Source organism: Acidobacteriota bacterium (genome assembly GCA_004299485.1).
GTDB lineage: Bacteria > Acidobacteriota > Terriglobia > Terriglobales > SCQP01 > SCQP01.
Genome location: SCQP01000001.1, coordinates 239854 through 251474, shown reverse-complemented (window position 1 = coordinate 251474; position 11621 = coordinate 239854). Strand labels below are relative to the sequence as shown.

Below are 11621 nucleotides of genomic sequence, written 5' to 3'. Positions count from 1 at the left end.
GCGTGGCATTCGATTTTGTCAGGAAAAGGACAAGGAACAAGACTATGAAACGTGAACCTTCACAACGTTTATCCACCGTGTTCGCCGTGACAGGGGCTCTGGTGCTGAGCCTGGGCCTGGCCGCGTGCGGGCATAAAACCGCACCCCCGCCGCCGGCGCCGCCGGCACCCGCGGCGGCTCCGGCGCCCACCGTGACGCTGGAAGCGACGCCGACCTCGGTTGAGAGCGGCTCCAGCAGCACTCTGCAGTGGACTTCGACCAACGCCGCCAACGTGCAATTGAACGGCGAGGCCGTGAACCTGAACGGCAGCCAGCCGGTCAGCCCCAGCGACTCGACGACCTATGAAGTGGTGGCCACGAGTTCGGACGGCCGCACCGCGACGGCTTCGGCCCGGGTGACGGTGACGGCTGCGGCGGCGCCCACGGCAGCACCAACGCCCAACGCCACCAACGAGTCGAGCTTTGCGGAAGTCGTGCGCGACGCCTTCTTCGACTTCAACATGAGCACCATCCGGCCGGATGCCGAAGCTGTGCTGTCGGCTGATGCGGCTTTTCTGAAAGCGCATCCTGGCTTCCAGATCAACATTGTGGGCCACTGCGATCCGCGCGGCACGGCGGAGTACAATCTGGCACTGGGCGCGCGGCGTTCAGCGGCGGTGAAGGCGTATCTGATTTCCCAGGGCATCGACGCCAGCCGCATCAGCTCGACCACGGTGGGCAAAGAGCAGCCCTTCTGCACCGAGGCCACCGAGGACTGCTACCAGCTCGACCGGCGCGGTCACGTGGTGAAGGGGCAGTAGCCGAAGCCGATCGGTAAACAGCAACACGGAAGCACGGCGGGCGGCCCTCGGTTCGGGCCGCCCGCTTGGTTTACAATCAGGGCAAATCAGAAATGCGGCTGGCGCCGCAGGAGGCTTGTATGCGGAAGTTGGGAGTAGCAATTGTGGCTCTGGCCATGTTGGCGGTGTTGGCGCTGCCGCGCCCGGCGGCAGCGGAAGACAAAGGCATTATCGCCCTGCAGCAGAGCGTGGCCCTGCTGATGAGCCAGCTCGCCGATCTGCAGAAAAGCTTCAATCAGCAAATTGGCATGATGCAGGGCCTGGTCACCCAGAATACCGACACGGTTAACAAGCTGGCGGGCACGCTGGCCACCATCCAACACACCCTCAACGGGAATACGTTGGTGACCTCGCAGAACCAGACCGGCATCTCGCAGCAGTTCCAGCAGCTCTCCGATGCGGTGGCCGCGCTGAAGGCGCAGATGCAGCAGATGGACCAAACCCTGCAGCAGGTCCACCAGATGCAGCAGACCATTCCGTCCAGTACCGCGGTTGCGCCGGGCACGAACGGTAATGGGACCGCGGCCGACGGCAGCATGCCGAATGGCGCGGCCAACCCGGCATCCGCGAGCGGGGCGGCGGCCTCGTCCTTGCAACAGTATCAGCAGGCGCTGAACGACTTTCAGAGTGGGGCGCCGCAGGCACAGGTCGAGCTGGCGCGTTTCATCCGCAGGAACCCGGCGGCGCCACAGGTGCCCGATGCGACCTATTTCCTGGGCACCGTGTTCCTGAATAACGGCCAGTTCAACGAGGCCATCGATCAGTTCAATACCCTGATCGAAATGTACCCGGACAACGGCAAGACCCCGCTGGCGGAGCTGAACAAGGGCGTCAGCCTCGAAAAGATGGGGAACCGCGCGGCCGCCATCAGCGAATTCCGCGCCTTGTCGAAAAACCACCCGGGCACCCAGGCCGCGCGCCAGGCCGACGTCGAACTGCATCGCCTCGAACGCAAACGCTAGCGGGCGGGTTGATCGGTCTATCGTTCTTGCGGCCGGCCGCCGCAGCAGATGACCGGCGGGAACTGGGGGTTTTGCTGCGGGTTCGTGCTCGTTCCCGGCGGCGGAGGCGGAGGAGGCTGCTGCGGTGGCAGCATCGGCTGTGTCGTGCGGCCGGGCTGCGGCTTGGGCGGCGGCGCATCGCCGGGCCGGCGCAGTGTGGGCGGGGGCTGGGAAGCCTCCTGCTCCACTTGCGCGGCTTGCTGCTGGCGCCGGTGGATCTCTGCGGAGAGCTCCGGGGGCGCTTGGGTGGAAACCGTCTGCCCGCCGTTATGCCAGACGGTGACGCGAATCACGCGGATGCCCTGGAAGCGCACGAACGTGGTCTCCGGCGGTTTGCCATAAACCCAGTCCTCCACCTGCTGTCCCTGCGCGTCGGTTGAGCCGCTCTTGTTGCCGGTGCGGCCGAGCGCGGCGACCACCATCTGCTTGGTCATGCCCACCAGGACCTTGTGGTCTTTGATCGCCGCTTTCACCGGCGCTGGCAGCGGTTGCACCATCACCATGGCTTTGGCGGGCGGATCCCAGTCGATCAGTGGCGAAAGATAATGCCTGACCTGCTCCGGTGTGAGCGGTGGAACGTCGTTGGCAAACTGCAGGGTGATGACCGAGCCATGGGGTCCGCCCTGCACGGTCGTCTGCGTGGGGGACATGTTGCCGCTCATGCCAATATGGACGTGATTGTACCAGTGCGTTTTATGTGGACCGCCGTTGATGGTGAATACGATGTGGTCGCTCTTGAACTCAATCGCGGTGATGGCGACGCGGGCGCCGCGTTGCGCCGAATCGCCACGGTCCAGCAGTGCCTGCTGGACGGCGCTCAAGTTCAGGATTTGGCCCTCGGGGTTGATGACCACGCCGTGTTTGTCGGGTGGCAGGGGCTGCCGCGCAATGCCCACTTCGGCGATCAGGGCGCGGATGATGGCGATGCGCTGCGCTTCCGTCAGTTTAGGCTGCGAGGCCGCGAGGGTCCGGGGCGCGATCGCAGTGCCCAGCATGGCAACTCCCACAGCGCAGCTTGCTACCCAGCGCCACATGATACCGCCAGTATATAGCAGGGGCCAGGGGTCAGAGGTCAGAGGCCAGGGGGCAGGGGAGCTGGAGACTACAATAGCGGTATGGAAATTGATGTATTGATCGTGGGGGCGGGGCCGACCGGGCTCGCCTGCGCCATTGAAGCCCAGCAAAAGGGCCTGCGTGCGGTGGTTATCGAAAAAGGCTGCCTGGTGAACTCGATTTTTCACTACCCCGCCAACATGGTTTTTTTTACCACCTCAGAGCTACTGGAAATCGGCGGGATCCCATTCCCCTGCGCCCAAGCGAAGCCCTCGCGGCTGGAGGCCCTGGAATACTACCGCAAAGTGACGGCCCATTTCCAATTGGACGTGAGGCAGTACGAGCGGGTGGAGAGCATTACGCCGCGTACGCCCGGCACTCCAGGCTTTCGCGTGATTTCCGATCGCGCCCGCTATGAAGCCGAAGCCGTCGTCATCGCCACCGGCTACTACGATCTGCCTAATCTGATGGGCGTGCCCGGCGAAGAACTGCCGCATGTGTATCACTATTTTCACGAGGCCCATGCCTTTGCCGGCCTGCGCGTCGCGGTCATTGGCGGCAAGAATTTCGCCGTCGAAACCGCTCTCGACTTGTTCCGTCACGGCGCCAAAGTGACGCTGATTCACCGCCGCGCCGAGCTGGCCAAAAGCATCAAGTACTGGGTCCGGCCGGATATCGATAACCGTCTCAAGGCGGGCGAAATTGCCGCCCGTTTTTCGACCCACGTGCGCGAAATCCAGCCCGGCAAACTGCGGCTGCACGGCCCCGATGGTGAATCCGAGATGCCGGCCGATTTTGTCTTCGCGCTCACCGGCTACCACCCCGATTTTCAGTTCTTGCGCGATGCCGGCGTGACGCTCGATGACGCCGAGCGCCCGGTGTGCGATCCGGCCACGTATGAAACCAATGTTCCCGGGCTATACCTGGGCGGCGTGGTGGTGGCGGGCCGGAACACGTCGGAGATTTTCATCGAAAACGGACGCTTCCACGGGCAAGTGATTGTCGCGAGCATTCTGGCGCAGCGTGGCGCCGCCATCGCCCGCTAGCCGCAGCCATGCAGACCGAGACGATTGTCGAGTTGCAAAGCACGCTGGACGATTGCAGCCCGCAGGTCATCGGTTACGTGCTGGAGCGCGCGCTCGAACTGGGCGCGCTGGACGCCTATACCACGCCGGTGCAGATGAAAAAGAACCGCCCCGGCGTTTTGCTTACCCTGCTGGCGCGACCGGAGTTGCAGCACGCGCTGGCGGAGCTGCTGCTTACTGAGACCACGACTCTTGGCGTGCGGTTCCATATCACTGAGCGACTTGTAGCTAAACGGTCAGTCACTACTGTGGATACTTCCTACGGCCCCATCCGCGTAAAAGCTTCGGGAGACCGGGCGCTGCCGGAGTATGAGGATTGCCGCGCCGCCGCGCGCCGCCACGGCGTGCCGCTGCAGCGGGTGCAGGATGCGGCGCGCCGCGCCTTGCATTGTCCGCCGGAACCAAGGTAGACTCTGGCCAAGAGTCATTCGGGCGTGCTACTGTTCCACCGTGCTTCCCCCTATCGGGCACCGACTGGGCCGAGTGAGTGAGCATGGTTCTTCGCACATTGCTATTCGCCGATCTGTTCGTGCAGGCGGCCTGCGCGCTGGCGCTGCTGCTGCTCAGCCGCAGCGCGGAGCACATGCGCAATCTGCGCTGGTACGCCTACTATTATGCCGCCGTTGCCGTCGCTCTTTTGCTGGTTACGCTGCGCGCCGACGGGCCCGAGCCCGCGACGGTCTATGGCGCCCGGGCGTTGGTGCTGCTGGGCGCGGTGCTGTTGACCCACGGCCTGAGCGAGTTCACCCATAGCGGCAACAGCGTCCTGCACTGGGGCCTGGGATTGGTTGTGGTGTTTTGCGCCGCTGAGGGTTTTTTGCTCGCCGTGAATATGCAGGCGGCGATGCAGGTGTTTGCGATCTTTTTTATCGGTCAGCTCCTGGTGGGAGTATTTTTACTGCTGGCGCATACGGAGCCTCTGGAAAGCACGGCGGGCCGCGGGGTCGCCGCACTGCTGGGCGTGGTCATGCTGCTGTTTGCGGTCCGCGCTATTTTCGGCCCGTTGCGTGGCGTGCCGTTTATTCCCACTGAGGCGTTCCGGCCCAATTCGACCGCGGTTGTGGGACTCATCATTTTCCTGATCGCCACTGCCTGCATGGCCTTTGGGTTTGTCTGGATGGCAACGGCGCGCTTGCGGCTGCAATTGGAGCAACAGGTGCGTACGGATGCGCTGACCGGCCTGCTCAACCGCCGCGGTCTCGAGATCGAGGCCCAGCGCGCGCTCAGCGCCAGCCGGCGATTGCAAACGCCGTTGGCCGTGGTCGCGCTGGACCTGGATCATTTCAAGGGATTGAACGATCACTTTGGCCATGCTGCCGGTGATGCCGCGCTGGCAGGCGCGGCGCAACTGCTGGCCCAGTGCTTGCGCCGCAGCGATCTGCTGGCGCGGCTAGGCGGGGAAGAATTTGTCGCGGTTTTGCCGGCACGGGATGCTGCGCGCGCGGGTCTGGTGGCCGAGCGCCTGCGCAGTCAACTGGAGGCGCTGCGCATCGATTTTGAAGGCGCCTCGATCAGTGTCACCGCCAGCTTTGGCGTGACCATGGCCACCGCCGCCGATTCCTGGCCTTCTCTGCTGCAGCGCGCTGATGCCGCCTTGTACGAGGCCAAGCGTACCGGCCGCAACCGTATTTGCAGCTCCGCCACACCCACCGCCGCAGCCGGCGCGCAGCCGGACGTCGCCAGCGCCTCCGCCTCCAGCCACTAAATTTAGCTCACTGGTGCTGCGACGCCAGTTGGGGTGCGGGGGCAGGCGCCTTCTTGCGGCCGAAGGCGCGCTGGAAGCGGTCCATGTAGATATAGACCACCGGGATGATGTACAGCGTCAGGAACTGTGCGAACACCAGGCCGCCTACCACGGCGACGCCGAGCGGCTGCCGGCTCTTGCCGCTCGCGCCCACGGCCACCGCGATGGGCAGTGTGCCCACCAGCGCACAGAAGGTGGTCATCATGATCGGGCGGAAGCGGATCAGCGCGCCCTGGTAAATCGAATCGCGCGGTCCCAGGCCATCGTCACGCTCGGCCTGCAGCGCGAAGTCGATCATCATGATGGCGTTCTTCTTCACGATGCCGATGAGCATGATGATGCCCACGATCGAGTAGATATTCAGGTCGAAGTGGAAGTACCACAGCGCCAGCAGCGCGCCAAAGGCCGCTGCCGGCAGGCCGGACAGAATCGTCAGGGGATGGATGAAGCTTTCGTAGAGGATGCCCAGCACGATATAAATCACGGCAATCGCCATCAGCACCAGCAGCCCCAGGCCCTGCATCGACTGCTGAAACACCTGCGCCGTGCCTTCCAGCACCACGCTGATGTCGCTCGGGAGCGTCTGCTTCGCCGTCTGCTGGATCAGCGCCACCGCCGGCCCGAGTGACGCGCCCAACGCCAGGTTGAAGGAGATGGTGACTGCGGGGAACTCGCTGATATGGTTCACCTGCAAAGGCCCCAGGCTCTGGTGAAACTGCGTCACGGCGCTCAGCGGCACCAGGGCGCCGGTGCTGGAGTGCACGTACAGGTAGCTGAGGGTTTGCGGGTTGATCTGGAACTTCGGCTGCAGCTCGGTGATGACGTAGTATTCGTCGTCGGGGGCGTAGATGAGCGAGAGCAGGCGCTGGCCATAGGCGGTGTAGAGCGCGTTCTCAATTGATTCGGCGCTGACCCCGAGCGTGGAGGCCTTGTTGCGGTCAATCACCACGTTGATCTGCGGGTTGGCCAACTGCATGTCGGTGTTGACGCCCTTCAGCATGGGTTCGGCCGCGAGCTTTTGCTCCAGGATCGGCGCCCAGTGATACAGCTCCTCCGGATCCGCGCCCTCCAGCGCCATCTGGTAGAGACTATTGGTCGAATGTGCGCCGATGCGGATGGGCGGCGGGTTCTGTAAAAACACCCGCACACCGGGAATTTTTTCCAGCTCCGGCCGCACCTTGGCGATGATTTCGTCCGCGGTCATTTTGCGCTGCGAAGCCGGCACCAGGTGATCGTAGATGGAGCCGGTATTGCCGCCGGCAAACGACATCACCGCGTCGCTGCCGGGCAGGGCCGTAAATACCTTGATTGCCTGCAGCTCCTTCTGCTTCAGCTCCGGCCAGGGAATGCCCTGGGCCGCCTGCAGCTTGCCGACCACCTCGTCCATGTCCTGGCTGGGCAAAAAGCCGGTGGGCAGCACCAGGAACAGCTTTACCGTCACCAGCAACAGAATCGCCGCACCCAGCATGGTCAGCGCCGGATGGCGCAGCACCGCGCGCAGGCTCACGTCGTAGACGCGGTACATCCACTGATAGCCGCCCTCGAGCATCCGGTACAGCAGGCTGTGCTTGCGGTTTCCCTCGTGCTTGAGGAAGCGGCTGCACAGCATCGGCGTCAGCGTCAGGGACACAAAGCCGCTGACTAGAATCGCCGCCATGATCGTGACTGCAAATTCGTGCAGCAGGCGACCCAAGACGCCGCCCATGAACAGGAAGGGAATAAATACCGCGGTCAACGCCAGCGTCATCGACAAAATCGTGAAGCTGATTTCCTTCGAGCCATCGAACGCCGCCTGCAACACCGGCTTGCCCATTTCCATGTGGCGCACGATGTTTTCGAGCATGACGATGGCATCGTCGACCACGAAGCCCACCGAGAGCGTCAGCGCCAGCAGCGAGAGCGTGTCCAGGCTATAGCTGAGCAGGTACATCACGGCGAAGGTGCCGATGATGGTGAAGGGCAGCGCCAGACTGGGGATGATGGTGGCGGAGAAGTTCTTCAGGAACAGGAAAATGACCAGCACCACCAGCAGAATCGCCAGAATCAGCGTGAACTTTACGTCGCTGATGGAAGACTCGACCGGGATCGCCTTGTTGTACTCCACCTTCACCTGCACTGAGGGGGGCACCGACTGGCGGATGGTGGGCAGCATGGCGATGATTCGGTTGACGACATCGATGGTGTTGGTGCCCGGCTGCTTCATGATGCTGAGCATTACCGTCGGGGTGCCGTTCAGCCAGCTCTCGGTCTTGTCGTTTTGCACGCTGTCGACGACATCGCCGATGTCTTGCAGCCGCACCGGCGCCCCGGCATGGACGGCAATAATCAGATTCTTGTACTGCGCCGCGCTGGTGAGCTGCCCGGTAGCCTGCAGCGTGTAGGCCTTGGTTCGGCCCCAGAGAACGCCCGAGGGCAGGTTCACGTTGCCCTGCTGAATGGCCTGCTGCACCTGATCGATGCCGATGCCGCGCGCCGCCATGGCCAGCGGATTCAACTGAATACGTACGGCGAATTTGCGCTGCCCGAAGACGTTCACCTGGGCCACGCCTTTGATCATGGAGATCTGCTCGCCGACGGTGACCTCAGCGTAGTGATCGACGGTGCGCAGCGGCAGGGTGGCGGAGCTGATGGCGATGTTGATGACGGATGAATCCGCGGGATTTACCTTGCGGAACGTCGGCGGGGAGGGCATGCCGGCGGGAAGCTGGCCGGCGGCGGCCGCGATGGCAGTTTGGACGTCGCTGGCCGCACCGTCGATATTGCGCGAGAGGTCAAATTGCAGGGCAATCGAGGTCCGGTCCTGCGAGCTGGTTGAGCTCATTTCATCGAGGCCCGGAATGGCGGAAAACTGCTTTTCCAGCGGCGTAGCTACCGACGAGGCCATGGTCTGCGCGCTCGCGCCGGGCAGGCCGGCACTGACCTCAATCGTCGGAAAATCGACGTTGGGCAGATCGCTCACCGGCAGCCGGAAATAGGCAGCGATGCCGAACACCAGCAGCGCCATCATGAGCAGCGCGGTAGCAATCGGGCGGCGAATAAACAGGCCGGAAAGATTCATGCCGTTCCTATTGCCGCGCGGCCGCGGTTACGGAGCCGACCGCCGGTCCGTCGCCCGGCTTAACCGAGACTTTGGCCCCAGGGAACAAGCTCAACTGGCCGTCGGTAATAACCGTCTCGCCGGGTTTGACGCCCGAAGTGATGACTGTCTTGCCGTCGTAGGTGGTGGAGGTGGTCACCGTGCGGTTTTCGACCGTGTCGTTAGGGTTCAGCACGAAAACGTAGAGATCGTTCTGGCCATTCTGTACGGCGGTGGCGGGCACCACGGTGGCGTTGCGCTGTACGTCGAGCGTGAGATTGGTGTTGACATACTCGCCCGGCCAGAGCCGCTCGCGCGGATTGGCAAACGTGGCCATAAGTTGGATGGTGCCGGTAGTGGTGTCGATGGCGTTGTTGATAAACGACAGGTGCCCGGATTCGAGGTCGTTATCGCCTTGCGCATGCGCGCTCACCGCGAGCGAATGCGCGCCGTTCAGGTGCTTGATCTGCTGCAGGAACTGCTCGGGCACAGCAAAGGAAACGTAGATCGGCTTGATCTGGTTGATGGACACCAAAACGGAAGTATTGGGTTGCACCGTGTTGCCCGCCTGCACCAGCAGGTCGCCAGTGCGGCCATTGATCGGTGCCGTAATCGTGCAGTAGCTGAGCTGCAGCTTCGCTGCCTGCACGGCGGCGCGGTCGGCGGCTGCCAGGGCCTTGGAGGCAGCGGCGGTCGAGGCCAATTGTTCGCTCTGCTCCGCGGAGACGATGCCCTGTTTGGCCAAGTCGGCGTAGCGGCGAGCTTCGACCTGGTTCTGGCTGTTGGTGGCGAGGTCACGCGCCAGATTCGCCTGTGCTTGCGCCAGTGCGGCTTCAAATGGCTGCGGGTCGATGCGGAACAGCACCTGGCCGACGTGCACCTCATCGCCCTGATGAAAGTTGACGCTCTGCAACTGTCCGCCCACTAAGGTTTTCACCGAAACTGTGTTGACGGCCTGGACGGAACCAATGGCCTGCAGATTGGTGGGAACGTCTTCCGTCATGGCCCGCGCGACGGTGACCGAGACCGGCTGGGCGGTGTGGGCTACGGGCTTGGCTTTGCTACAGCCAGTAAGCATGCCGGCGGTAGCCAGGAGGGCGATGGAAACGGGGCGTCGAAAAACAGTCATAGGCGGCAGGGGCGCACATCTGTCACCCGGAAGATTAGATTTTATATCCGCGGGCGCAAGTTTCTACGACAGAGTTGTGCCACAGGTTACAGTGGCCGAGGCGTTATGACTGCTTCGTCCGGAAGAAGCTGCGCAGGGTCTCCACCAACTGCTCTGCATCGACCTGGTCGGCCGCCGCCGCTTCCTCCAGAGTCAGTGTGCGGGGTACGTCCTTGGTCCGGTCCAGTGTGCTTAGGCCGGCTTGGACCAGAACCGCTCGCGTGCGCGGGTAGCTCGAGGTGTACCAATAAAGTGGCGTGGCGACGCTAATAGTTTCCAGCCTGAACCAGACGGGTGCACGCCGCAACATGGTGCCGGCCAGGTTGATCACGAACAGCAGGATCGCGAGCAGCTCGATGTAAGCCGAAATTGGCAGCCACGTCCAGGCCCAGCTATGCAGGTCTCCGTAGGCGGCAGCTTCGCTGATGACCCGCATTAGGCACCCGGCGGTGATGAACCACAGGGTGAGGGCCATCAGCGAGCGGCTGAAGAGCTGGCGACGGTTCAAGAAACTGGGCAGGATCCTCGGGCCGACGCAGAAAATCAGCGTCACCACAAAGCCCACCGTGACGGCGTGGCGTGACGCTCCGGCCAGTCCGGGATGCGCGGGTACGAGTGCTGCCGCTACGCCCAGCGCCGCGCCTGCGCACAGCCAGATATAGGCAATGCGCAAAAAAGCGGTAAACCCGGCATAAACGCCTTCCCGTTTGGGCGCGCTTGCGGGAGGCTCAAAAATCCGCAGGCCCCACACTATCGCGGCCACGAGCGCAACTGCCAGCACGCCGGACGCTATGAAAACGCGCGTCAGCGCAGCCAGCGCCAGAACCGTAAACCCGGCCTGCAACCAAAGCTGCGGCCTGGCGCGGAAGCGATGCGGCCGCAGTCCCAGCGCCGTGGCGACGAAGCGCGTACTGAAGCCGGCGGCCACGGGCAGAATAAACGCCCAGACTTCGAGTTCGATCAGCGTCTGGTCCCATGCGGGGGGAATGGTCGCGGTGACCGGATTACTGGCCCAAGCTCCGGCCAGATTCACCAGCAGCGCCAGGCCCAGGCCGGCGAAGCCCGTCGCTACCAGCACGGGCAGCGCGCGGTCAGGATTGGAGCTCCGATGCTGCGGCCGCCATAGAATCCATTGCACCAGCGCGAAGGCGGCCAGAAACAGCAGCGCCGCTGCGATCAACCAGGGGCGCGGATCACTCGCACTCGTTCCCGCCCGCCAGCGGATCAGTGCCGCCGCGCTCCAGAGCACCCACGCCAGCCATCCCAGCCGGATGTGGCGATTGTCGGCGACCCGCAGCTTGGGCAAAAAGAACAACGCAATGCCAAGCATGAAGCTGCCCACCCAGCCCAGGATCTGTGCCTGCCCGTGCGCCTGAATCCAGGCTGGACGCGGCGCGGTGGGCAGCCGCTCCATGGCAATCAGCAGCAGATTGCCGACCCCAATGAGCGTGCCCGGCAGCGCCAGGAAAAACAGCCCGACGGCAATGAAGGCGGCCAGCAGGCGCGCCGCCCGCCGTTCCGGCATGGGATCGGCGCCGGTGCGTACTCCCGCCCGTTCGCGCTCAAATGCAGCGCGCCAGATCTCGGGTAGGCTCTCCGTGCCGCGCGCCGAGCCCGCTAGAGTCATTAAGGTATTTTCACATCTCCGGCGCGGC

The 11621-nt window shown here is 63.5% G+C and carries 9 protein-coding genes; 5 read left to right on the top strand and 4 right to left on the bottom strand.

The window, feature by feature from the left end:
* Positions 1 to 44 precede the first annotated feature (44 nt).
* Positions 45 to 800, top strand: a complete 756-nt coding sequence (locus EPN33_01125; GenBank protein ID TAN24395.1) for a flagellar motor protein MotB — start codon at positions 45 to 47, stop codon at positions 798 to 800.
* A gap of 92 nt (positions 801 to 892) precedes the next feature.
* Positions 893 to 1801, top strand: coding sequence for a tetratricopeptide repeat protein (locus EPN33_01120; GenBank protein TAN24394.1), 909 nt, complete (start codon positions 893 to 895; stop codon positions 1799 to 1801).
* A gap of 17 nt (positions 1802 to 1818) precedes the next feature.
* Here the strand turns inward: EPN33_01120 and EPN33_01115 are convergent, their stop codons facing one another.
* Positions 1819 to 2874 carry a hypothetical protein gene (locus EPN33_01115; protein TAN24393.1) on the bottom strand — a complete coding sequence of 352 codons (1056 nt, stop codon included), beginning with the start codon at positions 2872 to 2874 and terminating at the stop codon, positions 1819 to 1821.
* 81 nt (positions 2875 to 2955) lie between these two features.
* On the opposite strand from EPN33_01115, the gene ypdA reads away from it, so the two are divergent.
* The 3 genes from ypdA to EPN33_01100 all read left to right on the top strand — a co-directional run bounded on the left by ypdA (position 2956) and on the right by EPN33_01100 (position 5683).
* Entirely contained in the window at positions 2956 to 3939 is a 984-nt protein-coding gene (ypdA, locus tag EPN33_01110; protein TAN24392.1) for a YpdA family putative bacillithiol disulfide reductase, read from the top strand.
* A gap of 8 nt (positions 3940 to 3947) precedes the next feature.
* Positions 3948 to 4388: a DUF111 family protein gene (locus EPN33_01105; GenBank protein ID TAN24391.1), complete on the top strand. Its 441-nt coding sequence runs from the start codon at positions 3948 to 3950 to the stop codon at positions 4386 to 4388.
* A gap of 83 nt (positions 4389 to 4471) precedes the next feature.
* Entirely contained in the window at positions 4472 to 5683 is a 1212-nt protein-coding gene (locus tag EPN33_01100) for a GGDEF domain-containing protein (GenBank protein ID TAN24390.1), read from the top strand.
* Between the two features lie 7 nt (positions 5684 to 5690).
* On the opposite strand, the gene EPN33_01095 is transcribed toward EPN33_01100, so the two are convergent.
* The 3 genes from EPN33_01095 to EPN33_01085 form a co-directional block, all read right to left on the bottom strand.
* A complete protein-coding gene (locus EPN33_01095; protein ID TAN24389.1) occupies positions 5691 to 8780 on the bottom strand; it encodes an efflux RND transporter permease subunit in 3090 nt (1029 codons plus the stop codon).
* 7 nt (positions 8781 to 8787) lie between these two features.
* On the bottom strand, positions 8788 to 9927 hold the full coding sequence (locus EPN33_01090) for an efflux RND transporter periplasmic adaptor subunit (GenBank protein TAN24388.1): 1140 nt from the start codon (positions 9925 to 9927) through the stop codon (positions 8788 to 8790).
* A gap of 103 nt (positions 9928 to 10030) precedes the next feature.
* The gene (locus EPN33_01085; GenBank protein TAN24387.1) at positions 10031 to 11593 is read right to left on the bottom strand and encodes a hypothetical protein; all 1563 of its coding nucleotides are present in this window, start codon (positions 11591 to 11593) and stop codon (positions 10031 to 10033) included.
* Between the last annotated feature and the right edge of the window lie 28 nt (positions 11594 to 11621).